We start from the raw sequence: 26,325 nt of genomic DNA, 5'->3' as shown, positions 1-26,325 counted from the left end.
GGCCTAGGCCCCATCACCCCCCTCCACGGCACCGGCGTCATCATCCGCAGCGAACACGTCGAGGCCCAACCCTTCTCCCACGCCGTCTACGAACTAGCCACCCCGCACACGGTCCCGCCATAGAAGGCTGTTTCAATCATCTAGTGGTGGTGGTGTTGAGGGCGGCGGCCGAAGGCGTCGGCCCTGTGCTGCGCACCGGCCAACGGACGCTCCTGGACCGCGCTCCTCAAGCCGACAGCGCTTCGCAGTCTTCGAAGCGCTTCGATTCGCTCAGTCCGCCAGCATCTGACATGTGCCGCTTTTCCCGATATGAACACATTGTCCAGAATCAGCTCAATGCCGCATCTGATTCAGATTAAGCGCATGCATAGCAATGTTCTGAATATGTGGTCTCTGTCGTGCTGCCGGGCAGGATGACTGGGCGTGGCAGACTCTTGACGGCCTCGTGGATCTGCATCTATGGTGCCTGATCATGTTGGTGAAGCGCTTCGATGACTCCAGCGCCCAGTGCGAATATTCGAAGTGCTCCATGATCGAACACCTGCACCTACCCACCCACCCATGCTGTGAAGGAAGAGGAGCTGCGCAATGAGGCGCAACAACCTGTTCAAGGGCATCGCCGGCGTGCTGACCGCCGGAACTATCGCCGTCTTGGCCGCGGGCCCCGCCCAGGCCGCCACCTACAGCTCGTCCGACCAGTACGCCAGCTGGACCGACGGGACCTACACCGTCTACAACGACGAGTGGGGCTCGAACTACACGTACCAGGGCCTGTGGGTCAACTCGGCCAGCAACTGGGGCGTGTGGTCCCAGCAGGACTACACCAGCGGCGTCGAGGCCTACCCCAACGTCTCGCGCACCGTGGACAAGAGCATCAGCTCGCTGTCGTCCGTCACCTCGACGTACTCGGTCACCGACCCCAGCGCCGGCTCGTATGAGACCGCGTACGACATCTGGACCGAGGACGGCGCCAACGAGATCATGATCTGGACCGACGTGCACAACGTCGGCCCGCTCGGCTCCAGCGTCGGCACCGTCACCCTCGACGGGCAGACCTACACCGTCTACAAGGGCACGAACGGGTCCAACAACGTCTACTCGTTCGTCGACTCGAGCACCGTGACCTCGGGCACCTTCAACATCCTCGACATCCTCAAGTGGATTCAGAACACCAAGGGCTGGATGTCCAACGAGACCCTCGGCCAGGTGCAGTTCGGCTGGGAGATCACCACGGAGAACCCCGGCCAGGACTTCACGGTCAACAGCTACTCGGTCTCCTTCAGCTGACCACCGCGACACCGCCGGCGCCGACGAACCCGGCGCCCGAACGCGGCCGGCGGGCACGAGTCCGTACACCGGGCTTCCCGCCGGCCGCGTGGCCCGAGGATGCCTTGTCTGCTCTCGGACGTACCGCATTAGAGTGCGCATCGTGACTTCAGCCGATGAGTACGCACGGTTCGCACGTGCGCGTCTGCCCGAGGCGTTCGCAGAGAAGTGGATCAGTCTGCTGCGCCCCGCGGTGCAGTTTCCGCTGGCCGGAGCTCAGGGCGAGCCTACTGCGCTGCGCCTGGGCGGGGACCCGATGCTGCCGGACGACGTCGAGTGGCCCAGTTTCGAAGGCTATGGGCCGCTCAGCTTCATCGCCGAACTCGACTGCGCCGCCGTCGCCGCCGTCGGCGGAGTCGGTCTGCTCCCGGAATCCGGCCACCTGTCGTCCTTCTGTGTCGACGAACGCTACGAGGGCCCTGACAAGACCGTCGACTACGAGTGGTGCCTGACGGAGTGGACGAGCGGGCAGGTGATTTACGTGCCCGAAGCCAGAACGAGAAGGCCTCGGCTGGCCCCGCGCTGGCTTGAGCCGTACGAGACGGATTTGCGATCTGCACGGGCGGTGAGCACGCCGCCGAGCACTCGATGGGATCTGATCGAGCGCTACTTTCCTACCGAAGTGAGGACCCTCGCCGATCCGGCGCACCCGTTCTGGGCGGAGGAGTTCGTCTCCGGCATCGAGGCCTTGCGGGAGACCTACGCGCAGTGCGGCGGGTATGCGCGCCCATGCCAAGGCCCACCGGAAGTCCGAGCCGCCTCCGCCGCGATCGACGCCGGGCGCAGCCCGCACATCAACGTGCTCGACGAGGCCGCGCACTGGCAGGTGCTCCTGCAGATCCCCGAAGCCGACGACCTCGGGATGATCTGGGGCGACTCCCCGGTGGCGTACTGGATGATCCGCGACGACGACCTGACCACGCGGCGCTTCGACCGCACATGGTTCACGATGCAGAACTGACGCGAGGGACGAACGTCATTCTCTGGTGGTGCAGGTACGGCCCTCAGCGCTCCTCGACGACCTGATCCGCCGCAGGCGTGCTGCTTCCAAGTGCTACGGCAGCCCACTTGTTCCGCCTACACCGAGTCACGGTGCTCCGTTCACGCCGCGGACGCGAAAGCCGTGCATGGGGATCTCGGAAGCGTCAATGTCCTGCGGGTCCGGCCATCCCTCGATGACGAATCCGAACAGGGCCCGCAGCGCCTCCTCGCCCAGCTCCAGCGGGTGGAAAGGCAGGGGATAGGGCTCCTCGTCCCAGTCCGAGTCGAATTCCACGGGGTGCTCGCCGGCCCAGAACGGAGCCTCGAACTCGAACGGCTCACCGAGGTTCTCTTGAATCCCGCCATCCGGTGACAGGCTCAAAAAACGAATCAGCACTCCGTCCTTCCACACCCCGAAAGCCAGCCAGTCCACCACGCTGTGCATGGCGTGCAGAACGACCAGGCGCCCCCGCGCCGCCTCCAGGAAACTTGGCGGCAGCATGGATGGACACTCGACCATGAGCCGTCGATCGCAGACGATCTCCACGCCTGGGAGGCACGCCGCGTACATCGCGCCCTCGGGCGGGTAGACCGCCTCCCATAGATTGCTGGTGAGCGGCGCCACCCCCTCGGCATCCACGAGCTCGGCCGGATACAGCCGCCGTAAGAGCGCCTCAGCCGCACCGCGGTCAGACTCCACGGGCCGACCGCGCAACGCATCGGCAACGCTCTCCGATGCGTACGCCAGCACTCCAGTCTTGGCTCCCACCCAGTCCCTCCCTCATCTCCGCACTCCCGCTGTACGCCGGAGCGTATACGTGGCTACTGACAGCGAACTGGCAGTGGCCCTGCAGGCCTGAACCTGGACTGCGGTCGCTCGATCGAGATGCCGGCATCGACATAATGCTGCGGTATCGCCCCCCCATCGCCCTGTGACTGCGTGACGACATGTTCGGGGCGTCATGTGGATGGGGGCGTGCGGAGGGCATTCCGCGGGTCCTGCGTGGCCGAGAATGTCGGGGGCGCAGTGCAGAATCTCGAGCGAATCCGTCCGGCAACCGGGAAGGCCACCGCACCGTGCCTGTCGAGAACGCTCAAGTGAGGACCCACCAGTTTCTGCAGGGCATGTACAGCGATGGGTACTTCCCGGACCCGGTCGTCGACAAGGGCAAGGCCATCCTGCTGAGGCTGTGTGAGCGGATCGAGGCGGACCGACCGGTCGACCTTGCGGCCCTGTACGCACTCACTGGCGTGGCTACGGAGGAGTTCAACCTCCTGCAGGACGACTTCGAGGCGGCGGAAAGCGAGATCGAGACGGTCGCCAGGGAAGTCATCGCCAGGGACTTCCGGTTCATTGCCTCGGCGTACGGCTTCACCGACGCGGACGTGGAAGAACTGATTGCCGACAGAGACTGGTAGCGCCCACCGTGCGCACCCCACCGTGCCCACCCCGCCGTGCCTGCGAGCATTGGCCGCGGCTTCGCATGAAGGGCGTGGGAGGACGAACGCCTGGCCGGTGACGCGGAGGCCGGTAGGCCGGTAGTCCGGTAGGCCGCTGAGCCCAGGGTGGCGACGCCGCGCGGTGGCCACGGACGGCCGCCAGTTCGGGACGAGCGTCCCCGGCCGTGCCGCTAGGCTCCTCGGTCTCGAAAAATTTCTCGCGAACCGATGCATCCCGTCTTCGGGCCGGCTGAGTCAGGAGCGGTGAATCACACACCGGTGGGCAGGGAGAGACGATGGCGCGACATGAGCCGGACGCCGATTTCACGGCGTACATGAGCGGGCGGATGCTCTGGTTACGCCGGGTCGCCTTCCTGCTCTGCCGGGACTGGGACCGCGCCGACGATCTGGCGCAGACTGCGATTACGCGGCTTTACATGCGCTGGCCCAAGGTGCGCGACAGCGTGGAGAACCTTGACGGCTACCTGCGCACGATCCTGGTCAACGCGTATCTCACGGAGCAGCGCTCGCCGTGGTGGAAGCGGATCAGTCTGCATGGGGAGCACGACGAGGACGCGTCGCAGCACCAGGCGGGCGGGCTCGCGTTCGAATTCGATGCGGACACTTCGCTCGACTTGCGTGCGGCGCTGACTGCGCTCGCGCCGAGGCAGCGGGCGGTGATCGTGCTGCGTTACTACTGCGATCTGAGCGTGGAGCAGACGGCGCAGGAGCTCGGCTGCATGCCGAGCACGGTCAAGAGCCAGACTGCGCGCGCACTGGCCACGCTGCGCCGGGTGCTGGGGTCCGAGTTTCCGATCGCGGCTCCCTGATCTATCCCGCCACCTCTCACCGCCCTTCTCTGAAAGGAGTTTCCTATGTCTCCGGACCTTCCCGAGCTCTCCGCCAAGTTGGAGCAGGACGCGGCCGCCGGGCCGATTCCGCCCAGCCGGATCGATCTCGACCGGGCCTGCCAGGACGGCTACCGGTCCCGGCGCAACCGGCGGGCCCTGACCACGGTGACCGGCGTCGGCACGGTCGGCCTGTGCGCCGCGCTGGCCGCCGTCTTCCTGCCGCACGCGCTCGGCACCGCCGACAACGCCGCCACCGGAGCTGATCACGCCACGTCGAGCGCGGTCTCGCCCGCGGCCTCGGCCCCGACCCCGGCCGCCTCCGGGTTCCTGACGTACACGGCCACGGTCCCGGCGTCGTTCGGCTGGTTGCCGGACAACGTGGACTACATCATCACCGGTCCGCCCAGCGCGGGCGACGTGGCGTTCTCGGCCAGGGCCAGCGGATTCATCCCGGGCACCGACGGAGGCTCGGCGCCGTCCGCCGGGCGGGCGTCGGTCTACCTGACCCTCAGCGCCAAGGAGGCGACCGCGAGCAGCAGGTCGAAGCTCTACCGCATCGCCGGTCCGGCGATCGGGAGCGCACACGCCCAGAGCTACTGGATCACCAGGACCGCTGGAGACAAGACCAACGGCGGCGACGCGACGCTGGAATGGCAGACCGCGTCGGGGCAGTGGGCCGAGGTCGACGGGTCCGACCTGGGTGGCGATCCGCTGCTGGCCACGGTCGAGCACATCGCCGACACGGTCCACGTCGGAGCCACGGACGTCGCCCTGCCGCTGCAGATCAAGAGCCTGCCGGGGGCCTTCAGCGTCTCCCAGGTCGTGTTGACCGAGCCCGCGCACACGACCGACAGCAGCGACTGGAGCCTGTTCACCAGCTACACGCTGGGTCAGAACGGTGCTTCCGGCCAGGTCTACGTCGTCGCGCAGGGTACTGACGTCGGCCGGCTGACCGGTGTCGGGCCTCAGAGCACGAACACGTCGAGCGGCTGCAAGACCACCGGCGGCATCGTCTACTGCGCCACGACGACGTACTCGGCCGCCGCATCCGCCGACAGCCGGCCGACGGCGGCGCAGCTCCTCGGCGACGTCACGCTCCTCGGCAACGACCAGTCCACCTGGAGCTCCGACCTGCTCGTGCGGTGACGACGGAAGACGGCTGAAGACGACTGAAGACGACCGAGGTCAAAAAGAGACCGAAGTCGAAAAGAGCAAGCCTCCTCGGCGATCAGGGTGCTGCGGCACCTCGACGCCGAGTAGGCATGAGGGCTCCCGCACTCAATAAGGAAAATTTACTTACTAGGTCCTTGTGCGGGCATCCGGCGGGCAGGAGACTCCTGATACGTAGCGCGTATCACCCCTCATCTTCCCTGTTCCTGGACCCACGGAGACGATATGAGACGCCGCGCAACCCTCGCCTCACTGGTGACGGTAGCCGTCACCCTCCTCGGCATCGTGGCCGCACTGCTGGTCAGTTCGACCCCGGCCTACGCCAGCTCGACCCAGAAGGTCTACCTCACCTTCTACGGCTGGTACGACAACACGCCGCCCGGCTGCGCCATCGCGTACCCGGACCTGCACCAGTGCGCCGGCGGCACCGGTAGCTACAGCGATCCGATCACCTTCGCGAGCGACACCGCGGAGATCGCGGCCGGCACGAAGGTCTACGTGCCGCGGCTCGAGAAGTACTTCATCATGGAAGACGACTGCACCGAGTGCGATCAGGACTGGAGTGGCCAGGGACCGGACGGCGGCCCGGGCATGTGGCACTTCGACCTGTGGGCCGGCGGTGAGAACGGCAACGAGTCCGCATTGCTGAACTGCGAGGACGCGTTGACGCAGGACGGGTCGGAGAGCGTGATCATCAGTCCGCCCAGCACCGAGACGGTCAGCTCACCACCGCTGTTCAACTCGAGCACCGGCGCCTGCTACGGCGGAGCACAGGCGACGGATACGGTCGGCCAGTATAAGAACGCGTCGACAGGCACCTGTCTGACCGATCCCGGCGGGAGCTCGACGTCCGGCACTGCGGCGGACGTCTCGACCTGCGGCAGTTCCTCGACCCAACAGTTCACCTACGACGGCGCCTTCCTCAAGATCGGCAATCTGTGTATTGACAATCCCTCCGGCAGCACCCTGGCACTCGATACGTGCAGCGGCGGCCCGACCGAGGAGTGGTCGGTCAATCCCAACGGAACGATCGAGGACATGCAGACGAGCACGAAGTGCGTGCGCGCCTCCGGTTCCACGTTGACGGCGGGCAGCTGTTCGGGCACGGCGTCCGAGTGGACGTTCACCGGGACCACGGTCACCCCGAGCGCATCGCCGTCGGCATCGGTGTCCGCATCGGTGTCCGCATCAGCTTCGGCATCGCCGTCGCCGACCTCCACGGCTTCCGGCGGGAAGACCTACGAGGCGGACAAGGCCGCGCTCGGCGGCAGCGCGGACGTCACCAACTGCTCGGCCTGCCTCGACGGTGAGAAGGTCAGCTCCATCGGCGGTGGCAGCAGCGGCACCCTCACCTTCACCGGTGTCTCCGAGCCGACCACCGGCACGTACACGATGACGGTCTACTACCTCGCCGTCGCCGAGTCCAAGCCCGCGGTGATCACGGTCGACGGCGTCGCCCAGACCGTCAGCTTCCCGGAGACCAGCGCGTCGAGCTACAGCGTCGTCGGCAGCTACCAGGTCTCGGTGAAGCTCAACGCAGGCAGTTCCAACACGATCGAGTTCTCCGGGTCGGGCACCAAGGGCGCCCCGGACATCGACCACATCGTGATCTGACAGGATCCGAGTTGAGAGGATCTGAGCTGAGCTAATCCGCGCTGAGCTGAGCTGACCTGAGCCGATCCGAGCTGACCTGACGTTATTTCACCGCGCGGCGCGGGTCCGGGTGTAGAGCCGAGTAAAGGCTCCCGCGCCCGGACCCGCGCCGCGCCGCGCCGTGCGCAGACGAGGCAGAGTTCAGGACTGCTGTTGGCGCCGGAAGGTGGTCGGGGAGACGCCGGTGTACTTGGTGAACACCCGGGTGAAGTAGGCGGGGTCGGGGAAGCCGACGTCTCTGGCCACGCGGAACACGGGCAGGTCGGTGTCCGCCAGCAGGGTCTTGGAGCGGTTCAGGCGCAGCCGGGTCAGGTACTCCGTCGGGGTGGAGCCGGTCAGTTCCCTGACCGCGGTGGCGAGCGTGTCACGCGAGACGGCCAGTTCGTGGGCGACCTCGCCGATGCCGATCGGGCGGTGCGCGTCCCGGTCGAACAGGGCCAGGGCTCGGCGGCCGACGTCGCGGCGGGCCGGTTCCGGGGCGGTGTGGGCGATCCGCGCCGTGCCGACCGCGCAGATCAGGGCGTGGAGTTCGGCGGCGGCCTGGATGTGGCCGGCGAGTGACTCCGGGCGGCCGGCCAGCGACAACAGGCCGGCCAACCGGCTGCGTGTCGCGTCCGGGTCGGCCGGGTCGATGGCGGCGCAGCCGCCGCCGAGGTATCCGAGCTCTTCGTAGCGCGCCGCGGCCGGGCCCTCGAACAGGATCCAGTACTCCGACCAGCCTTCCGGGCCGGGGCCGTAGGTGTGCGCGATGCCCGGCGGGAGCCAGAAGAACGAGCCGGCCCGCAGCTCGTGCCGTCCGGGTCGGCCGTGCAGCTCGAGGGTTCCGGCTCCCTCGGTCAGCAGGACGCCGGCGTAACCGGCGAGGGTGCGCCCGACCCGCGCCTGGCGCTGTCCGGAGATGCGGCCGACGCCCGTGACCGCGAGACCCAGCGCCCGTACCTCCGTCGGCGGCGTGAGGTAGTGCGAGGCGGACGGCATGGCGAGGGCTCCTGTCGAGTGTCGACGAGAATCCAAGAGTATCCGGAACCCGTACATGGCTCATGGATGACCCGGGACAACACCATGTACCCCACGGCAGACGGTGCATCGGCGGCATCGACGGCAATCCTGACCGTGGTCCGCCGCCCGTTTGCGGATGTCTGTCGGTTGTCCCGCGAACACAAAGGAGTACCAGTGCGACGACCACGCAGGACCTCGGTCGCGGCGATCGCTGCGACCGTCATGGTGCTGACGGCAGCCCCCGGCACCATGGCGACGGCCTCGGCGGCCTCGGCGGCGAGCCCCACCTTCACCGTCTCCGTCGGCTCCATCGGCACCTTCCCCAACCCGATGGACACTCCGGCGTCGCCGTACATCGACAAGGACGGGACGTTCTACTATCAGGAGTCCGCGTCCCTGTACGGCACCACCGATCCGCACGAGTGGCAGTTCTACAGCGGCACCGACTTCGACACCGCCACGCTGAACACCACGATCAGCGACGCGGTGAATCCGAGCAACTCGAGCGATGCCAACGACAACACGGTCTGGCGCTGCGAGAACAGTCCGACCGGGCTGACCGCGACGGCCGGGGACTCGAGTTATCCGCTGACGAACTACTGCGACCTGGTCGGAACCTGGGTCGACCCGGACACGGGTGACTGGTACGGCCTGGTCCACGACGAGTTCACCGGCGAGCCCTTCGGCGACGGCCTGCACTACGACTCCATCGACTACGCCGTCTCCCACGACCAGGGCATGACCTGGACCATCGAGGGCCACGCGATCACCTCGCCGTACTCCACGACCCGCGGCGACACCACGGCGTTCCCGAATCAGACCTATGACTACGGCGACGGCGATCCCCGGCTCTACGTCGACCAGGCGTCCGGGTACTTCTACATGTACTACGCCTCGCGCATCGTTCCCAAGGGTGGCGACGCGGGCAGCGTCATCGGCCTCGCCCACGTCGCCCGGTGCCCCATCTCGGCGAAGATGGCGACCGGCTGCTGGCAGAAGTGGTACGACGGCGCGTGGTCGCAGCCCGGCGTCGGCGGCATGGAAAGCAACATGGTGCCGGTCGACTCCACCGATCCCAGCGGCTACACGTCCCCGTCCCAGGATTACAACCCGGCCAACACCGGCACCACGGACCAGCAGGTCGCGGCGGGGGAGTTGCCGTCGGACTCGTACCTAGGCTTCATGAACATCACCTACGACGCCTACCTCGGTCTCTACATCGGAGAGCCTGAGACCTGGTCGGTGACTTCGCAGCGGTTCTATGCCACCTCGGACCTCGCGACGCAGAAGTGGACACTGATCGGCGACTCCGGCAGCTACACCTCTGATTCCTGGTACCGCTGGTTCGTCGACAGCGTGAACAAGACGAGCTCGGAGATCGTCGGGGAGTCCTTCCGGTCCTACTGCTCGATCGCCTGCAACAGCAGCGACGGCGAGTACGCCAACGAGACCATCGGCAGCTCCGACCCGGCAGCGCTGATCTACACCGCCAAGACCTACACGCTCGCCAACGGCGACGGCCGGGTACTCGCTCAGGTCTCCGGCAGTTCGGCGACGACCTCGGACGCCTCGGCTACCGGCTCGCTCCTGGAGTCCTGGGCCTTCGCGCCCGACGGCGACGGCTCCTACCGCATCGTCAACGCGTCCACCGGTCAGGCCCTCGGCGTCGACTCCGGCACCACGACCCAGCGCGCCTGGGGGACGGCGCCGACCGTCACCGCGCTCGCGGCCGGCGGCCCGACCGTCGGACAGCAGTGGTTCGTCCTGCCGGACACCGATGTCGCCGGCACTTATCGGATCGTGAACCGCTACAGCGGCCTGGTGATCGGGCTGTCCGGTGTCGGCGGCCGTCTGGCCGAGACCACGCCGGCTCGCAGTTGGACGGACACGAGCGGCAGCAGCGTCGGCGACGGACGTACGGCCGCCGAGCAGACGCTGACGCTCACCCCGATCGGCGCCGCCCGCGAGTCGGTGCTCGCCGTGAACCCCGGCAACCAGAAGGCCACGGTCGGCACCGCGGTCTCGCTGCAGCTGTCCGCGACCGACTCGGCCGGGCATGCGTTGACGTACACGGCCACCGGTCTCCCGGCAGGCCTTTCGATCAGCGCTTCTGGCCTCGTCTCCGGCACGCCGACGAAGGCTTCGACGGGAAGCACCGTCACCGTCACGGCGTCCTCGGGTACTGCGAGCGGCACGATGTCGTTCAGCTGGGTCGTCAACCCGGTGACACCGAACTTCACCGGCACGCACACCCTCGACATCGGCGCCAAGGGCCTGGACGATCCGGACGGCAGCACCACCGACGGCACCGCGCTGACCACGGCGCATCCGCGCGGCGCCGCCGACAACAACTGGGTCTTCACCCAGCAGGCGGACGGCTCTTACGAGATCGCGAGCGCGGCCTCCGATCAATGTGCCTCCGTCAACTACGGTTCGACGGCGGCGGGCGAAAGCATTGTCCAGTGGCCGTGCTCGGACAGCACGAACCAGGAGTGGGACGTCGTCCTGCAGCCGAACGGCACGTACTCGGTGACCTCGGTGCGCAGCGGCCTGCTGCTCACCACCGCCTCCAAGGCCAATGGGGCCGCGGTGACGCAGGAGGCTGACACCGGTTCCGTTCTGCAGCAGTGGAGTATCGAGTAGTACGGCAGATGGTGAGAACGCCGCGCCCCCGGACCTGTGCCTTTGTGCTGGTCCGGGGGCGCGATAGCTGGGTCGTCAACTGTCGCGGAAAGCCATCGAAAGCCGTCGACGAGAGTCCAAGTATCTCCAGAGCCCGTGCATGGTGAGAAGATCACCTGAGCTTGCAGGATAGTCGGTATGACAGTTCCGCCATCATCTGCATCGACACGAGTCCTCACCTCGAACGGATACCGCCTGGATCCGGGTCCGCGCCGGCTGGGGCGGTTGGAGCCGGTCCCGGAGGCCGGGCGGGATGACATCCCGGCACTGCGACGCAGGTTCGCCCGCGACGGCCACCTCTTCCTGCCCGGCTTCTTCGACCCGGCCACGGTGGAGGGGTTCCGCCGGTACTACTTCGAACAGCTCGAGCCCACCGGCCTCACTCGCCCCGGAACCGATCCGGGCGACGGCATCGCCGCGCGAGACGACGTTCTCGATCGGGAGCGGCTTCGCAATATCCTGTACCGGCAGATCGTTCCCGGTGCCGAGTACGAAGCACTGTGCCGTCATCCGAAGCTCGTGTCCTTCTACGAGCGTTTCCTCGGCACCGCCGAGCTCCATCTGCACCGTCGCAAGATCCTGCGGCACATCGGTCCGGGTGAGTCAGGGATCGGGGTCGCGACCCAGGCCCACTACGACCTGGTCTATCTGCGTGAGGGCACCGACCGGGTCGTGTCGTCCTGGATCCCGCTGGGCGACTGCCCGATCGAGCGCGGGCCGCTGATCTACCTGGAGGGCAGCCATCACGTGGTCCGGCGCGAGGAGGCCGCAGGCACCCTCAAGCGTCCGGCCGCCTCGATGACCGCCGACCTCCCGGCGCTCGCCGAGCAGTACGACGCCCGCTGGCTGGTCACCGATTTCGCCGCCGGGGACCTGATGGTCCACGGCGCCCACATCATCCACGCCTCCCTGGACAACCACGATCCGAACGGCGTGATCCGCCTGTCCACCGACATCCGCTACCAGGCCGCTTCCGACCTGATCGACCAGCGTTGGCAGAACCACTGGCACGACCAGGACGGCCTGTGAGCAGGCTCAGCGTCCATTGCAGCCTGCTGACGGTCCCGGGCTCAGGGCCGTTGTCGGCGCGGCTACGCCTCATCGCCGAGGCGGGCTTCGACGGTGTACAGACCGTGCCCCCGGACGCGTCGTCGCGGGTCGGCTTCGCTCACGCGCTGGCCGAGTCAGGCCTCGAGGTATCAGGCTGCTGTCACCTGACGGAGGACCAGCCGGCCGAGCCGATGTTCGAGCGTGCCGCCGCGGCCGGAATGACGAGCCTCAACGCGCAGGTCGACGGCTACTGGCGGGACGAGGACTGGCAGGATGCGCGCGTCACGGAACTGCTCGACCTCAGCACCCGGTACGGCCTGCCGTTCTTCCTCGAGACCCACCGCCACCGCCTGACCCAGGACATCCGACGCACCATCGCGCTCACGGAAAGACACCCCGCACTCATACTCTGCGGAGACTTCAGCCACTACACGGTGATGTCCGAACTGCGCGCCCCGTGGCCCGACGAATGGCGCGCGGCGCTGCACACACTCGCGCGGCGCTGCGGCGAGATCCACGCGCGCGTCAACGACGGCCAGCGCGTCCAGGATCCGCTGCCGCTCGTTGGCGCTGCGCAGCGCGGGGAGTTCTTCGAACTCTGGCGCACCGCCCGCGCAGCCTGGCCCGGGCCGCGCTTCCTGATGACCACGGAGCTGCTCCCTGCCTCGATCGGCTACGACACCACCGACCTGCGCGGCCGGCCGGTCGGCGACATCTGGGAAGACAGCCGCCGACTGCTGGGCGCGATCGTCGAAGGCAATATATGACACGACACATATGTCGTGTAACATGGTCTGCATGAGTACTTCACCGAAGGAACCGACGCTCGTCTTCATCCCCTGCTTCTCCGGCGCCCCGTGGAGCGAAGAACAGCTCGCCCCCTACGGTGACGTGCCGAAACGCACGCTGCGGCTGCCCGAAGGCGTCAGCGAGATCGAGCGCTACGCCGACTTCGTCGAGAACGCGATCGCCGACCTCCAGGACTACCTGCTGGTCGGGGACTCGTTCGGCGCGAACATCGCGCTCGCGCTGGCCACCCGCCGCCCGCGGGGCCTGCGCGCCCTGGTCCTGTCCGGAGGATTCGCCGCCAACCCGGTCGACTCGAAGCCGTGGAAGGCGCTAATGCGGATGGCGGCCAAGGCCTGCGGCCCGCTCTACCGGCAGCTGACGCTGCGCACACATGCCCACCGCCTCGCCTCCCCGTTCGACGGCGAGGGGCAGGTGCCCTGGAGCGAGGCGCGCAGCCGCGAACTGTTCCTCGCCAACACCCCGGCCGACTCCTTCGGCGCGCGCGTGCGTGCGGGTCTCGCTGCCGACTACGTCGAGGTGCTCGGCCGGGTCCAGGTCCCGACCCTGATCCTGACCCCCTCGCACGACGTGCTGATCGGCGAGAACGCCTCCAAGATCATGCTCGCGGGCATCCCCGGCGCACGGGAGCTCGTGCTGCCGCGCACCGGGCACATGTTCCGTTTCTCGCACCCGGCCACTTACGCCGCCGCGGTCATGGACTTCCTCGCCGCCGCGCTGCCAGGCTCCGCAGCTCTCCCGGTCGCCGGCGCGAGTGCCGTTCCGGTCACCGGAGCGGGCGCCGATGCGTAAGGCCGAACACCTGCGGTTCGCGATCCTGGCGGTCCAGCGCGAAGGAAACAGGCTGCTGATCCAGGCCCTCAAGCCCCACGGCATCACTCCGTCGCAGGCCGAGGTGCTGCGCCTGCTCCAGCAGCACGGCACCTTGAGCCTGAGCGGGCTCGGCCAGCTGCTGGTGTGCGAGAGCGGCACCAATCCCAGCCGACTGGTCGAACGCGTCGTCGCGGCCGGGCTGGTCGAGCGTCGCACCGACGCCGAAGACCGCCGCTACCTCCACCTCAGCCTCACCCCCGAGGGCGAGCGGGTGGCCACCGCCGTCGCCGCGATCGAAGAAGACCTCTACAGCTTCATCGACGCCGCGGCGGAGGGACTCGAGACCGACGCGGTCCTCCAGTTCCTGCACAGATTCGTCGACACCCTGCCCGCGGGCAAGGCTCTGAACAAGCGCCTCGAGCCCGGCGGTCGCAGGTCTCAGTGATGGTGCTTGCGCCCGTGATCACCTTCCGCGGCGATCTCGGCCTGCGCCCGGGCGATCCGCTCGTCCTCGTAGCGCTTCAGCGTGGCCTTCGCGTCGGCCCTTTCCCGCTCATGCGCGGCTTCCAGCGCGGGCATGTCGAGGACCGCCTTGGAGTGGTCCTGCGGGTCGTACCGCACCGGGACCTTGTCGCCTACGCGGAGGCTGCCGACCTTCGCGTGCTTCGTCCAGCGATGGTGGATCTCGGTCTCGCCGCCGTCCGGGAACCTGACCCGGACCCGGATCGAGTAGTCGAGTTCGCTCCCGAACTGGTCGTGATCGATCTCCTTGTGACTGGTGACCACGCCCTGGATCGCGGCGCCGTGCTTGAGCAGCCGGTGTTCGTCGAACATGTGATCAGGCCCCTGCGGCCAGGTTCGGGTTGGCCGGGCCGCCGATGACGGTCCAGGTGCTGCCGCTGCCCGAGTAGAGCTCCACATCCGTGGAGGCGGTGGTGCTGACGGCGTTGTTCATGGTGGCGCCGTACAGGCCCGTGGTGCTCTCCACCATCGGGTACAGGCCGTTGCCGTCGTAGTCGATGTCGCTGATCTGCGACCAGCTGTTCGGCGTGCCGCTGTACTTGAGGTAGAAGTCCGAGGTGGTGGTGACGTCGTCGAGGTACACGCCGTCGTCGCCGGCGATGAGGCTCCCCGGCAGGTGGGTGCTGCCGACGGTCAGGATCGGGGTCCACGTGGTGCCCGAGGTCCACTCGTCGACGACGGTCACGCCCGCGGCGTTGGCCGGGTTGATCCGGTAGACGGCACCGACGCCGACCGCGACGTCGTTGAGCGAGGCGTAGCCCTCCGGCCCGCCGATGTCGGTCCAGCTGTTCGGCGTGCCGTTGTAGTGCCGGATGTCGCCGCTGGTTCCGGACGGCTCCGTGTCGACGAGTCCGTCGGGACCGGCGTAGATGTCCTCGGCTGCCCCGCCGATGATGCTCCAGCCGAGCCCAGGGCCGTTCCACTCCGCCACGTAGTTACTGGCCGGCCCGAGACCGTAGAGGTGCCCGCCGCCTTCGGCGAACTGCGCACCCGGCCCGCCGATCTCGGTCCAGCTGCCCGGGGTGCCGTTGTACTCGAAGATGTCGCCGGTGGTCGGGTTCGTGGCGAACACGCCCGCCGACCCGGCGTAGATCTCGCTCGCCGGGCCGCCGATGACGGTCCAGCCCTCGGACAGGCCCATCCACTCGGCCACGTAGTTGTCGGTCGGACCGAGCGCGAAGACCGTCTGGTCCTGCCACGGGATGTCCTTGGCGCTCGCGCTCGCGGCGGTGAGCACAGGCGACGTCACCGCGGCCACGAAGGCCGCTGTGACGAGCGCCGACCTCTTGCCGAACATGCTGATTCCCCTCCCAGAACCCGCGAGATGCGGGATCTCCCACGCCGATGCTGCAGGGCGCGCCGCGGGCCTGTCGTGAGTAACTCATACTCAGTCAGGACACCGGCGCCTGTTCAAGGAACGTATTCCCGCGGGCTGCTCAGCCACCCGCCTTCGCCGCGGCGTACAGGACCGCCGCGACGAAGAAGAGCCCGAACGCGCCCAACCCGACGAGCGCGATACCCAGGACCCCCAGGACGATTCCGGCCACTGTGCGTCGAGCGCGGTCCGGGCACCGCGACGAGCCGCTCCCCTCGGCCACGGTGTTCACTGCCGCGGCGTGTCCGCGAAGATCATCGCGATCGCGTACGGCTCCAGTTCGGACGTCGCCTCGGCCCCGCAGTGGCTCAGGTCGAGCCCGGGGAGCAGACGCAGGCCGTCCCCGAAGCCGAGCTTCGCCGGTCCGTCCACGCCGGTGAAGCCCTGGTCCACGACGTACACGGGCCGGCCCTTGGGGTCGAACACCACGAGCGGGGTTCCCTCGGCGTAGAAGCCCTTGGGCCATACGAGCGGGGTGGACCCGAGGGTCAGACACACGGACGCCCCGGTGCCCACTTCGGGTTGGACGTGATGGTCCTTGTCCTTGTCACCGCCGAGCTCGGTGGCCGCGTCCCTCACCTGCGCCCAGCTCGGCACCGAGGAGTACGTGCCCAGCGGCAGCTTCGCGCCGGGCTTCCAGTTCGTCGGCACCTGCGCCTGATAGCCGCCGACCGCGCTTGCGCTCGCGCCGACGGACGGCCGCCCGCTCGCCGCGACGATCACCTGCTTCGCCGCAGCCGGTCCGCCCGGCGACGCGATCGCCGCGTGCACGCCGACCACACCCGCGAACACCATCGCCAGCGCACCGGTCACGCTGAGCGCGTCGCGCCTGCGGCGGCGCTTGCGGCCGCGCTCGAGCAGCAGCGACACCGGCGGATCCTGCAACGGGACGGATGCCGCCTGCCGATCCAGCGTCGCACGCACGACCTGCTCGATCTCGGTGGCGAAGCGGGCTCCCTCGTTCTGCTCGTTCATGCGATCTCGGCCTCCTTCATCGTGAGCGTCGCGTGCGTCGTGGTCGGTCCGGCAGCGCCGATGTGACCGGCGTCCTGCGTGCCCAGCAGCGCACGCAGATTCGCCAGGCCGCGAGCGGTGTGTGTCTTCACGCTCTGCTCCCCGCAGTCCATCAACCGCGCGACCTCGACGATGGGCAGGTCCTCGAAGTAGCGCAGGACGACCGCCGTGCGCTGACGTGGTGTCAGAGAGTGCAGCGCGCGCCAGAGGTCCACCGAGGCGGCCACCTGATCGGCTACCAAGGGGACGGCCGGCTCCGACCCTCCCGCGGCCGGCCCCGAGGCGGGCTCCGGTAGGCGGGCGACCGAGGTCTCACGCCCACGGTGCCTGCGCCAGGAGCTGATGTGGAGGTTGACGATGCTGCGCCGCACGTAGTGCTCCATCGCGCCGGGATCTCGCATACCGACGCGTTTGGCGTACGCCTTCGTCAACGCCGTCTGCACCAGGTCGCGAGCGCTCTCCACATTGCCGGTCAGCAGGTAGGCGCTGCGGACCAGCGCGTTGTACCGAGTCTCGACAAGTTCCGCGAAAAACGCGTCGTGGTCGCCCACGGGCCTCACTTTCCGTTCCGGACCCGCCCGCCACTGCCGTGCTCGGCGTCTGTGGATTGCGCGTCGTGTGCCTTCCTTCGTATTCCAAGACGCGAGTGCGGACCCGGGGGACTACACGCCGGCCGAGAAACTTCGCGCACGAGCGACGGCCGGCCCGCTCGGCCCGACAGCAGCATGCTCCGACCCACAGTCACCCGAGTGCGCGGGTGTCGTGCGCCGGTCCGCGGATGACCCGCGCTTAATCTCGCACCATGGACTTGTTCAAGCGGTTGCGATGCTCCCCGCGGCTGGTGTCGGCCGGTCTTGGAACGTTGGCCTTGCTGGGTGCCGCAGCGGCGCCCGCGGCCGCGGCCCAGCCGGATCACCGTCGGCCATCCTCCTCGATCGCCCTGTCCTGGGGCACGTTCGCCGACGCGCACGGACTCGCGGGCACGAAGCTGAGCCCGTTCCCGGTCCGGGTGCCCGGCCGGGTCGCCGAGGTCGGCAGTTCCAACTCGACCGTGTACGCGCTGCTGACCGACGGCAGCCTGTATGCCTGGGGTATCGGTACGAGCGGCCAGCTGGGCAACGGTTCGACCTCGAACTCGCTGCAGACGGCGGTGCGCGTGCGGTTCCCGGCCGGGGTGCGGATCGCCTCGGTCCCCGACGACGTCATGCCCTATGACGAGGGCTTCGCCATCGACACCACGGGGCACATCTGGGGGTGGGGTACGAACCCGTATGGTGACGCGTTCTGCCTGGGCAACACGCAGGCACACCTCACCCCGGTTCGGCTGCGGTTCTCGGACGTGACCGAAGCGGCCGGAGCGTTCGGACACGCCCTGTACGAATCCCACGGCCGGGTCTACGGGTGCGGCGCCAACCTCTTCGGCGAGCTCGGCGACGGAACCAGGACGTCGAGCTCCACGCCGGTGCGGGTCAAGCTGCCCGCGCACGCCAGGGTCGCGCGGCTGGTGGCGGCCTGGACCAACTCCGGCGCACTGCTGACCGACGGCAAGTACTACAACTGGGGCTACAACGCCCAGGGACAGCTGGGGCAGGGCATCATCGGCGGCTACGCCACCGTGCCGCTGCGCGTCCGCCTGCCGCGCCCGGTCAAGGTCGTCTCCCAGGGCGGATCGCTGCCGAACAACGGACAGACCCTCGCGCTGCTGACGAACGGCGAGCTCTACGCGTGGGGCAACGGCACCGACTACCAGCTGGGCACCGGTTCGACGACGTCCCAGCCGCTGCCCGTGCGGATCTCCCAGCCGCGGGGCGTGCAGTACCGCATCGTCGCCACGGGCGGTTCCACCTCCTACGCCGTGTCGACCACCGGAGACGTGTACGCCTGGGGCGGCAACGTGTTCGGGCAGGTCGGCAACGGTACCCGCAGGGCCGCGATCACCCCGGTGCGCGTCGCCCGAGGGGTACGCGGGATCTCCTCGACCAACTTCGACGTCGTGGCGAACCTGAGCGACAGGTGGGGTCGCTGGTAGGTCAGAAGGTAGATCAGTAGGTAGATCAGCAGGTGGATCAGCAGGCAGATCCGTAGGTAGATCCGCAGGTGGATCCGCGGATTGACAGGTGCGCGCAGTGGGCGATCTCCGTCCGCTGCGCGCGCGGTCGTTTCAGCGGCGCTGAAAAGTTGGCCTCCACGGTTTCGACGTGGACGAGAGCGGCGGCGAGCGCGCCACGTATCAGGACCCTGCACCGTGCCCGCGGAACGGCTCCGCCCGCGCCACGGCTTGCGTCAGTGCTTGAGCGAGTCGGCGCCGCGGTAGCCCGCGGGCACGCCGTCGACGAACAGGATGTCGGCGTCCATGTTGTTCGTACGCAGCGGCTTGATCTGCTGGTACTCCGGCGAGTTCCACCACCCGCGCAGCTGCTCGCGGCTGGGGAACTCGATGACGATCACGTCCATCGCCGCCTCGCCCTCGACGTTCTCCGCGCCGCCGCCGTGTGCCACGAAGCGGCCCTCGAACGGGTCCATCGTGGCGTCGATGCGCTGGAGGTACTCGACGATCTCGGTGTTGAGCTCGCACTTGCGCACGAACGCGACGGCGTAGGCCTTCATGGCGATTCCCCTTCGGATTGCGGCTTGCCGGATCTTCCCGGCAACCACGACCCTACGGAGCTGCGGCAGGGCGGGAATCAGTCAGCTATAGGTAATTCCGGGTGCGGCCGGCGGTCGGGAGATGCGCGCGACGAAGGAGTAGCGGTCGCCGCGGTACCAGGTGCGGACCCACTCCACCGGTTCGCCGTCCGCGGTGTGGCCGTGCCGGGTGACGAACAGCATCGGCGTGCCGATCTCCGTGCCGAGCAGGGCCGCCTCGTGCGGGGAGGCCGGCACCGTCTCGATCGTCTCCATGGCGTGGGCGACCCGGTCGCCGATCCGTTCGCGCAGGATCTGGTACATCGAATCGCTCTCGGCCAGCTCGGCTTCCAGGCCGGGGTAGCGCCGAGCGGACAGGTAGACGCACTCCAAGGCCATCGGCACGTCCTTGACCGAGCGCAGCAGCCGCAGCGCCAGCGCCGGTTCGCCGGGGGACAGGCCCAGGTGCTCGGCGAGTTCGCCCTCTGCGGGCAGGTGCTCGGCACTGAGCAGGACGGTGTGCGCCCGCAGGCCCTCGGCCTCGGGCTGCCCGGCGAAGCCGGACACGGTCAGCGGCCAGGCCATCTTGGGTTCGGCGACATACGTGCCCGAACCCTGGCGGCGCACCAACCGGCCCTCGGCGACGAGTTCGGTCACCGCCTTGCGGATCGTGGTGCGCGAGGTGCCCAGCACGACGGCGAGGTCCCGCTCGGGCGGGATCAGCCCGCCCGGGCGCAGCTGCGCGATCCGGTCCGCGATCTGGCTCTTCACCCGGACGTAGCGAGGCTCGCGTACCTCCAGTACGGCTTCCATTGTCATCGTCCACCCCTGTTCACGATTCGGCCAAGGACCAGAGCAGGCCGAGCTCCACGTGCACGGCGCTGGCCGCCGCGCCGATCAGCGTCCCGTCCCAGCCGAGCCGGGAGTACTCGACCGTGAAGCGACCACCCAGGTAGGGGTCGTTGTCGTCCAGCGCGGCGCGGATGTGCTCGAGCAGCCCGGGCCCGAGGGCGCAGACCGGGCCGCAGATCACCGTCCGGCGCACGTCGATGAGTTCGTAGACGAGCTCGAGCAGCGCGGCGATGTTGCGCCCGGCCCGTTCGGCGGCCTCGTCGTCGAGACTGCCCACCACCCGCTCGCCGCGCGGGGTCAGCTGCAGGGCCTGCGGCTGGCCGGTCAGCACGCTGATGCGGGCGACCGCCTCGATACAGCCCTTGCGTCCGCACTCGCAGGTGATCGCGTGAGTGCGGAGGTTGAGATGCCCGATCTCGCCGGCACCGAAGGTCTCGCCCTGGAACAGCGCGCCGGACAGGACGAGGCCCGCGCCCACCCCGTCGCCGAGGTACAGCGCCAGCAGGGTCGGGGCCGGATCCTCGCTCAGCGCCACCTCGGCCAGAGCGCAGGCGTCGCTGTCGTTGATCAGGTGCACCGGGTAGCCGAGCCGCTCGTGCAGAATGCCGCCGAGGTCGAATTCGGTGCGCTGGAGCAGCACCGACCGGGCGACCAGGCCGCGGTGGTCCACGATGCCCGGCACGGCCACGCCGACGGCCAGTACGGTGCGCTCCAGGCTCCCGGCGATCTTCTGCACCGCGATCACGATGCCGTCGATCATCCGGTCGGGATCGCAGAGCTCGTCGTGCTGCTCGATGATCTCGCCGCGCAGCGAGACCGCGGCGATGCGGAAGCCGTCGCGGATCAGCTGCACGCCGAGGACGGCGAAAAGCTCCCGGTCCAGATCCAGCAGGATCGGCGGCTTGCCGCCGACCGACGGGCCGAAGCCCACCTCGCGGATCAGGCCCTGCTCGAGCAGTTCGGACACCAGGCCGGAGACGGTGGCCGTGTTGAGCGCGGCCAGCCGGACGAGGTCGGCCCGCGAGATCCGGCCGCGGCCCTGGCCGATGTGCTGAAGCAGCAGCCGGCGGTTGACCGCCCGTACCTCGGACGGCGTCGCCTTTCCGGTGGTGCGCAGAGACTTCATGGCCCGCTTCCGGGGTTCGGCGGCATGACCCGGGCCCGACTTTCTTTGGAAGGTAGCGTTACCCTCCAAGGAAAGTCAATGGTCTCGACCAATCCGGCCCGCGGCGGGCCGCAAATTCAGTGCCCTGACACGCTGCTGCAGCACCCTGACGGTGCGCTATTGCCCCGCGGTAGCCGCGTGAACGACGGGGCCGGGCCGGCAGACGCGTGAAACCGCGTCCGCGGACCCGGCGGTGTCCGGACGTGCTGCTCGATGTGACCGTCCTACGCGGCGACGTTCCCGTAGGACACGGCGAGCGTGAGGTTCCTCGCCGTAGGGCTCGTGGGTGCGGGCGCGAAGGTGACCGTGCCGGTCCCGCCGCACGGCAGCTCGAGCGTCGTCGGGATCTCCACCGGCACGTAGTACGCGGTGAGCGTGAGGACGCTCGTGCTGGAGGCGGAGGCGAACAGCACATCGATACTGTCCGCGGCCGAACCGGTGTAGCCGACCACGGTGCTCGACGTGGGGGCGAGCTGGACCTCGAGGTACTGGTCGGCGAGCGGGTGCCCGGTCTCCCCGGCCACGATCGGACCGAGGCACACGACCTTGATCACCGGGTCGGCGCTCGTCCCGTTGATCGTGGCGGTGAAGTACTGTCCGGGCCCGACCGCCACCGGGTCCTGCGCGGGCGAGACCGCGGCGAGCGCGGTCGAGCCGGTCAGGACGACCGTCGCGAGGCCGGCCAGGAGGGGCGTGATGGTGCGCAACCGTCGAGTCAAGGCGTGACTCCTGTGGGTATCAGGGACAGGTTGGAGGGTGCGCGTGCGCGTGCGCGAGGCGACGGCGATGACGCTGTGTGATATCCGTGCAACGGTTCCGTCACCTCGTCCGAGCCGGATGCTACGGGCCCGCCGCTCGAGCGTCAACGGCCTCTGATACACATTCCGCGGACGGGCCGCTGTGCCCGCGCCCGCTGCGTAGAGCACCGGAGCCCGAAGACTACGACGGCCCCTCGGACCAAGGGTCGATGCCGGCTTCAGCCGCGCGTTGGAACCAGGTCGCGGCACAATTCGTTTCGCCGTGCCGGTCCAGCATGCACGCCAGGTTGAACATTCCCTCACGGTCGCCCGCCTCGGCCGCGCGCCGATGCCAGAGTTCGGCCTCGGCCTCCTCGCCGCGACACTCGAACACCACGCCGAGATTGGCCAAGCCGTTGATGTATCCGGCGTCGGCGGCACCCCGGAACCAGCCCTCGGCCTCTTTCGAGTCCCCGCGTGTGAAAAGGAGCCAGCCGAGGCCGTTCATGCCCGCGCCGGTCCCCACCTCGACCGAGCGCCTGAACCAGCGCTCGGCCTCGGCCGCATCGCCTCGTTTGAGGCAGACGAAGGCGAGGTTGTACATGGCAGTACCGTTGCCGGACTCCGCCGAGCGCCGGTACCAGACTTCACCCTCCGACGGGTCGCCCTTCTTGGTGAGCGCGACTGCGAGATTGAACATCCCTTGATCGTCGCCTGCGTCGGCCGACCGACGCCATGCTTCTTCGGCCAGGTCGGTCCGGCCGAGGTTGTAGGCCGCGAAACCGGCGCGCACGCACGCGGGAATGTCGACCTCGGCCATGATCAGGCGCCAGAACTCGTCGGAAACCTGCCATCCCGAGGTGACCGCGTAGTCGACCAGCATGTCGGAGATACGCCAGCCGACCGTCTCGCCGATGGCGACGCCGACCGCGGAGAGAATCCCGACCGACGTGGCCTCCTGAACAGGTCTGCACGCCCATTCGACGGCCTTCGCGAACCAGTCCGGTTCGGCCGTAGCCCGCGCTTCCCCGCTCAGGCAGGATGCGGCCAAACGCTCGTGAAGCCCGGCCGGCAGCACTTCCGAGACGCCGCAGAGCCGCGCGTTCATCGCGGCGACCATGACCGACGCCGCGTACGCATCGTCCACCATCGCCCAGCGATGGATGAGCGCCAGCCTGCTCGCGAGCGTCTGCGGAAGCGTGCCCTCGATGCGGAATCGGATCGCTTCCGCGAGCCGCGGATCGACCGCCTGCAGCTGTTCCGCCCGCGACCATTCCGACTCGCTGAAGGCCACGACCGGAAATCTTCTGGCCATACCCAGGACCGTCTTCGCGTCGCGGCGCATACCGTCGGAAGCGGTGAGCTCCTCATATGTGGAATTCCACATCGTTCCGACGAACAGGACCGGTCTCGACACGTCGGCCAGGACTCTGCGTATCTCCGCCGAACGCAACCCGTCCACGCCGAGGAACAATTGCACATCGTTGAGCCAGACCACCGTCCTGCCCAGGTCGACGTCGGCCTTGAAGTGCGCGCGAACCTCGCCTGCGTCACTCGGCAGGAGCAGTTTCCATTCCGGAACGACCGTCCGTATGGCCTCGAACGCGCATCGGGTCTTGCCCGTGGCGGCAGCCCCGACAAGAAGAAACAATCCGCCCGTACGCGTAGCCGCCTTGAGCGCGGTGTGCAGATCGGCGTCGATGTCGCGTGTCACGTAGGTTGGCAGCTCGGGATCGAGGCTGGGGTCTGAGAACTCCACCGGCAGCCTGGTGGCTTCGTGGATTCCCAGGAGCTCGCGGCGTGCGGCGTCGCGGACCAGGAGCAACTCTCCGTCGGGGCCGACCCGGTTGTCCGCAAGTTCGCGAACCTCCTTGCTGCGCTCCAACCTCTGCTTCGCGCGATCGCCGTAGGCATCCTTGAGCAGGTCGGCCCCGAGCTTGAAGACCCCGCCGACGGCCGCGAGCCCCGCGGTCGCCGCCGTGGCCACGACCGCAGGACCCCTGACATGTATGGACGCCAGCAAGCTCGCCGCTGCGACCAACAGGAAGATCGCGATCGCCCAGCCGAGCGATTGCCGAAGTCGACCACCCCACCGCATGCACGCCATCGTGCCAGAGAAACAGGCTTCAGACACTCTTTTGGTTGATGCGATAGCTCTCGGTCTGGCGTCGGTGATTGTCGCCTAGATTAAGGCAGCTGATTCGCGTGATTTTCCGTGTGCGGTGATTCGCCGGTCAGCCGCGTGAGAAGCCCCACCAACTCCTGTGGTGCCAGCCGGAACGCCTGCGCGAACAGCGCCGCGGATGCCGAACGCCGCAGCGTTATCAGGTACGCGGCGTCGGCGATGAGCTTGGGCGACAGTGGAGCCGCAGGCCCGGGGGTGGGTGGCCGGCTGCAGGTGCTCCGGGGTCGAGGCGTGGATGCGGGCTTGCGTGCCGCGGTGGATCGCCTCGCCCATGACGGTGCGGGCGTTCCGGAATGCCCGGGATCTCATATCGGGGGTCGAGGTCGGCGATGACGGCGGCCGGCTTCCGGTGGCATTGTCATCTACTTGGCCGTGGCCGGCTGGACCTGGCAGCCGCCCGATCCTTCCGGGGAGGTGACCGCGAAGTCGATCTCGTTGACGTTGCTCAACGCCATGCCGCTCAGATCGAACGCGTGCCCTTGTGTCGTGTTCACGCCCTGTGTGTACTCCTGCGACGTGTCAGATGTGTCGTCCTTGCTGGTCGCGACGACGTTCAGAAGTCCGGAGCCTTGAAAGAACGCTTGCACGGTCACGCCGCCGTGCCCGTCGGAGCCGTAGTACGCGGTGGTCTCGTCGCACGCGACTTCATTGCCGTTGACCAGGTGAGCCCCGAGCGGACCCGCGGAGGCGAGGAGTGCCGCCGCGCCGGAAGCTGCGGACTGGCCTGCTGCCGGGATGACGGTCAAGGTGCCGCCGAGCTGTGCTTTCGCGCTGGTCGCGTAAACAGGGGTGGATTCGAGGACCCAGTTCTTCCCGGCGAGTTGGCCGCCCGCGATGCTGGTGCCGGCGGACTCGATCAGCTTTTCGTAGGTCTGCTGGTGTGTCGTGGTGTCGAACACGGTTACTTCCGTGTCCGCGTTCGTGCCGCCGGGAGAGTTGCAGGTGATGAGCGAGGTAGCCCCGGGCTCGAACAGAGTCGCGGCGTCCTCGGCCATCGGGGACGGGGCGGTGCAGGCAAGGCCGGTGGCGGCGAGTCTGGCGAGGATCGCCGATGCGTTCGGGTAGGCGCCGCCGTTCGCGGGCGTCGTGGCCGGCTTCGATGCGGCGCTGTGGCCGACGGTCTCGGTCACGGTGATGGTCTGGCTGTTGGCTGCGGTGTTCGTCTTGCCGCCGGAGGGCGAGTTCAATGTGCCGATGACGATAAGGGCGGCCAGGACCCCGCCGGTCCAGTACAGGGCCTTGCGTTGCCGCGAAGCCCTCGGCCTCGGGGGCCTGCGTGCGGACGGTGACTGGTCGAACGGCTGGGACACGATACCCCTCGGCTGGGCGGTCGGTGCGCTGCGACGGTAGCGACCTGCCGCAACCGTCCGGTGGGCGAATCACCGAGCCGTGCCCGAATTGTGACAGTGTCACGCGCTCGCGCGTGCGTATGCGTGCCAAATCGGGTGATCGGAGTCAGTCGAGCCCCGAGTGACGTTGTTTCGTGATCTGCGGCCGCCTGTCGGGACGTACTGTCGGAAGTGACGCCCGCGCTCCGCGGGTCGGACCCGGTGATGACGGCGGCGCTGCTTGGTGCCGGCGCGTTGCCGGGTTGGTCGCGATCAGAGGAGATTTGCCACATGGCTCGAAGCAGCGGCGTGCGAGGGCACAGGATCGGCTCAGGTCCCGCCGGTGAATCCGAGCGTGGCGGCGATCTCGTCGCGCGAGTCCTGGTGACGTTCTGGTGTGCCAGTGGGCACTCGACCCCCACGAGGTTCGCTGCCGAGGCGGTCGTTCCGGAGGAGTGGGAGTGCCACCGGTGCGGCATGCCCGCGGGGCAGGACCAGGAGAACCCGCCGGCTGCCACGCGCGTGGCGCCGTACAAGACGCACCTCGCCTACGTGCGTGAGCGCCGCAGCGATGCGGACGCCGAAATCCTGCTGGCCCAGGCCCTGGCCAAGCTGCGCGGCACGGCCTCCTGAGCGGGGCTGCACGGGACTGAGCAGGACTGAGTAGGACTGAGCGGCGCGGTTGAAGCGCGATTCGGCCGGGAACGGGGTGTCCGTTCCCGGCCGATGGTTTTTTGGGGGCTTGGGGGC

The 26,325-nt window shown here is 68.4% G+C and carries 27 protein-coding genes; 14 read left to right on the top strand and 13 right to left on the bottom strand.

Annotated elements, in window-relative coordinates; all coding sequences use genetic code 11:
- Positions 1-588 precede the first annotated feature (588 nt).
- Positions 589-1,287 carry a GH12 family glycosyl hydrolase domain-containing protein gene (locus tag KDL01_RS20680; protein WP_212530195.1) on the top strand — a complete coding sequence of 233 codons (699 nt, stop codon included), beginning with the start codon at positions 589-591 and terminating at the stop codon, positions 1,285-1,287.
- A 133-nt stretch (positions 1,288-1,420) separates the two neighbouring features.
- Positions 1,421-2,287 carry a DUF1963 domain-containing protein gene (locus KDL01_RS20675; protein WP_212530194.1) on the top strand — a complete coding sequence of 289 codons (867 nt, stop codon included), beginning with the start codon at positions 1,421-1,423 and terminating at the stop codon, positions 2,285-2,287.
- Between the two features lie 126 nt (positions 2,288-2,413).
- Here KDL01_RS20675 and KDL01_RS20670 read toward each other — a convergent pair whose 3' ends face one another.
- Entirely contained in the window at positions 2,414-3,076 is a 663-nt protein-coding gene (locus KDL01_RS20670) for a DUF6928 family protein (protein WP_212530193.1), read from the bottom strand.
- 308 nt (positions 3,077-3,384) lie between these two features.
- On the opposite strand from KDL01_RS20670, the gene KDL01_RS44680 reads away from it, so the two are divergent.
- The 4 genes from KDL01_RS44680 (at position 3,385) to KDL01_RS20650 (ending at position 7,382) form a co-directional block, all read left to right on the top strand.
- Positions 3,385-3,726, top strand: a complete 342-nt coding sequence (locus KDL01_RS44680; RefSeq protein ID WP_212530192.1) for a DUF5713 family protein — start codon at positions 3,385-3,387, stop codon at positions 3,724-3,726.
- A gap of 317 nt (positions 3,727-4,043) precedes the next feature.
- Positions 4,044-4,577, top strand: a complete 534-nt coding sequence (locus KDL01_RS20660) for a SigE family RNA polymerase sigma factor (RefSeq protein WP_212530191.1) — start codon at positions 4,044-4,046, stop codon at positions 4,575-4,577.
- A gap of 45 nt (positions 4,578-4,622) precedes the next feature.
- Positions 4,623-5,744, top strand: a complete 1,122-nt coding sequence (locus KDL01_RS20655) for a hypothetical protein (RefSeq protein ID WP_212530190.1) — start codon at positions 4,623-4,625, stop codon at positions 5,742-5,744.
- Positions 5,745-5,993: 249 nt separating this feature from the next.
- Positions 5,994-7,382, top strand: a complete 1,389-nt coding sequence (locus KDL01_RS20650) for a ricin-type beta-trefoil lectin domain protein (protein ID WP_212530189.1) — start codon at positions 5,994-5,996, stop codon at positions 7,380-7,382.
- A 180-nt stretch (positions 7,383-7,562) separates the two neighbouring features.
- On the opposite strand, the gene KDL01_RS20645 is transcribed toward KDL01_RS20650, so the two are convergent.
- Entirely contained in the window at positions 7,563-8,399 is an 837-nt protein-coding gene (locus KDL01_RS20645) for a helix-turn-helix transcriptional regulator (RefSeq protein WP_212530188.1), read from the bottom strand.
- Positions 8,400-8,642: 243 nt separating this feature from the next.
- Here KDL01_RS20645 and KDL01_RS20640 point away from each other — a divergent pair, with 243 nt between their 5' ends.
- From KDL01_RS20640 to KDL01_RS20620, 5 genes are all read left to right on the top strand, one after another.
- Positions 8,643-11,063 carry an RICIN domain-containing protein gene (locus KDL01_RS20640; RefSeq protein WP_246576726.1) on the top strand — a complete coding sequence of 807 codons (2,421 nt, stop codon included), beginning with the start codon at positions 8,643-8,645 and terminating at the stop codon, positions 11,061-11,063.
- 177 nt (positions 11,064-11,240) lie between these two features.
- On the top strand, positions 11,241-12,131 hold the full coding sequence (locus KDL01_RS20635; RefSeq protein WP_212530187.1) for a phytanoyl-CoA dioxygenase family protein: 891 nt from the start codon (positions 11,241-11,243) through the stop codon (positions 12,129-12,131).
- A complete protein-coding gene (locus tag KDL01_RS20630) occupies positions 12,128-12,919 on the top strand; it encodes a sugar phosphate isomerase/epimerase family protein (protein WP_212530186.1) in 792 nt (263 codons plus the stop codon). The genes KDL01_RS20635 and KDL01_RS20630 overlap by 4 nt, the downstream gene beginning before the upstream one ends.
- A gap of 31 nt (positions 12,920-12,950) precedes the next feature.
- On the top strand, positions 12,951-13,751 hold the full coding sequence (locus KDL01_RS20625; RefSeq protein ID WP_212530185.1) for an alpha/beta fold hydrolase: 801 nt from the start codon (positions 12,951-12,953) through the stop codon (positions 13,749-13,751).
- Positions 13,744-14,217: a MarR family winged helix-turn-helix transcriptional regulator gene (locus KDL01_RS20620; RefSeq protein ID WP_212530184.1), complete on the top strand. Its 474-nt coding sequence runs from the start codon at positions 13,744-13,746 to the stop codon at positions 14,215-14,217. Before KDL01_RS20625 ends, KDL01_RS20620 begins: the two co-directional genes overlap by 8 nt.
- Here the strand turns inward: KDL01_RS20620 and KDL01_RS20615 are convergent.
- The 5 genes from KDL01_RS20615 to KDL01_RS20595 all read right to left on the bottom strand — a co-directional run bounded on the left by KDL01_RS20615 (position 14,211) and on the right by KDL01_RS20595 (position 17,234).
- A complete protein-coding gene (locus tag KDL01_RS20615) occupies positions 14,211-14,606 on the bottom strand; it encodes a DUF3592 domain-containing protein (RefSeq protein WP_212530183.1) in 396 nt (131 codons plus the stop codon). The genes KDL01_RS20620 and KDL01_RS20615 overlap by 7 nt on opposite strands.
- Positions 14,607-14,610: 4 nt before the next feature.
- A complete protein-coding gene (locus KDL01_RS20610) occupies positions 14,611-15,591 on the bottom strand; it encodes a hypothetical protein (RefSeq protein ID WP_212530182.1) in 981 nt (326 codons plus the stop codon).
- Positions 15,592-15,730: 139 nt separating this feature from the next.
- On the bottom strand, positions 15,731-15,901 hold the full coding sequence (locus tag KDL01_RS20605) for a hypothetical protein (RefSeq protein WP_212530181.1): 171 nt from the start codon (positions 15,899-15,901) through the stop codon (positions 15,731-15,733).
- On the bottom strand, positions 15,898-16,644 hold the full coding sequence (locus tag KDL01_RS20600) for a hypothetical protein (RefSeq protein ID WP_212530180.1): 747 nt from the start codon (positions 16,642-16,644) through the stop codon (positions 15,898-15,900). The genes KDL01_RS20605 and KDL01_RS20600 overlap by 4 nt, the downstream gene beginning before the upstream one ends.
- Positions 16,641-17,234 (bottom strand): SigE family RNA polymerase sigma factor, encoded by a 594-nt coding sequence (locus tag KDL01_RS20595; protein WP_212530179.1) that lies wholly within the window; start codon positions 17,232-17,234, stop codon positions 16,641-16,643. The genes KDL01_RS20600 and KDL01_RS20595 overlap by 4 nt, the downstream gene beginning before the upstream one ends.
- Before the next feature lie 251 nt (positions 17,235-17,485).
- Between KDL01_RS20595 and KDL01_RS20590 the strand changes: the two genes are divergently transcribed.
- A complete protein-coding gene (locus tag KDL01_RS20590) occupies positions 17,486-18,712 on the top strand; it encodes an RCC1 domain-containing protein (RefSeq protein WP_212530178.1) in 1,227 nt (408 codons plus the stop codon).
- A 254-nt stretch (positions 18,713-18,966) separates the two neighbouring features.
- Here the strand turns inward: KDL01_RS20590 and KDL01_RS20585 are convergent, their stop codons facing one another.
- The 5 genes from KDL01_RS20585 to KDL01_RS45360 form a co-directional block, all read right to left on the bottom strand.
- Positions 18,967-19,290 (bottom strand): DUF1330 domain-containing protein, encoded by a 324-nt coding sequence (locus tag KDL01_RS20585; protein ID WP_212530177.1) that lies wholly within the window; start codon positions 19,288-19,290, stop codon positions 18,967-18,969.
- Between the two features lie 81 nt (positions 19,291-19,371).
- A complete protein-coding gene (locus KDL01_RS20580) occupies positions 19,372-20,127 on the bottom strand; it encodes a GntR family transcriptional regulator (RefSeq protein ID WP_212530176.1) in 756 nt (251 codons plus the stop codon).
- A gap of 13 nt (positions 20,128-20,140) precedes the next feature.
- Complete coding sequence (locus KDL01_RS20575) at positions 20,141-21,286, bottom strand: ROK family protein (RefSeq protein WP_212530175.1); 1,146 nt, start codon at positions 21,284-21,286, stop codon at positions 20,141-20,143.
- A gap of 263 nt (positions 21,287-21,549) precedes the next feature.
- On the bottom strand, positions 21,550-22,044 hold the full coding sequence (locus KDL01_RS20570; RefSeq protein ID WP_212530174.1) for a hypothetical protein: 495 nt from the start codon (positions 22,042-22,044) through the stop codon (positions 21,550-21,552).
- Between the two features lie 220 nt (positions 22,045-22,264).
- Complete coding sequence (locus tag KDL01_RS45360) at positions 22,265-24,049, bottom strand: tetratricopeptide repeat protein (RefSeq protein WP_212530173.1); 1,785 nt, start codon at positions 24,047-24,049, stop codon at positions 22,265-22,267.
- 22 nt (positions 24,050-24,071) lie between these two features.
- Here KDL01_RS45360 and KDL01_RS20560 point away from each other — a divergent pair, with 22 nt between their 5' ends.
- Positions 24,072-24,248 (top strand): hypothetical protein, encoded by a 177-nt coding sequence (locus KDL01_RS20560; protein WP_212530172.1) that lies wholly within the window; start codon positions 24,072-24,074, stop codon positions 24,246-24,248.
- Between the two features lie 361 nt (positions 24,249-24,609).
- Here KDL01_RS20560 and KDL01_RS20555 read toward each other — a convergent pair whose 3' ends face one another.
- Complete coding sequence (locus tag KDL01_RS20555) at positions 24,610-25,434, bottom strand: hypothetical protein (protein ID WP_212530171.1); 825 nt, start codon at positions 25,432-25,434, stop codon at positions 24,610-24,612.
- 432 nt (positions 25,435-25,866) lie between these two features.
- Between KDL01_RS20555 and KDL01_RS20550 the strand changes: the two genes are divergently transcribed.
- Positions 25,867-26,208: an RNA polymerase-binding protein RbpA gene (locus tag KDL01_RS20550; protein ID WP_212530170.1), complete on the top strand. Its 342-nt coding sequence runs from the start codon at positions 25,867-25,869 to the stop codon at positions 26,206-26,208.
- Positions 26,209-26,325 lie beyond the last annotated feature (117 nt).

Source organism: Actinospica durhamensis (assembly GCF_018139695.1).
Taxonomy (GTDB): domain Bacteria; phylum Actinomycetota; class Actinomycetes; order Streptomycetales; family Catenulisporaceae; genus Actinospica; species Actinospica durhamensis.
Note: the sequence above shows the minus strand (reverse complement) of the source record. Positions and strands in the feature narration are given on the sequence as shown.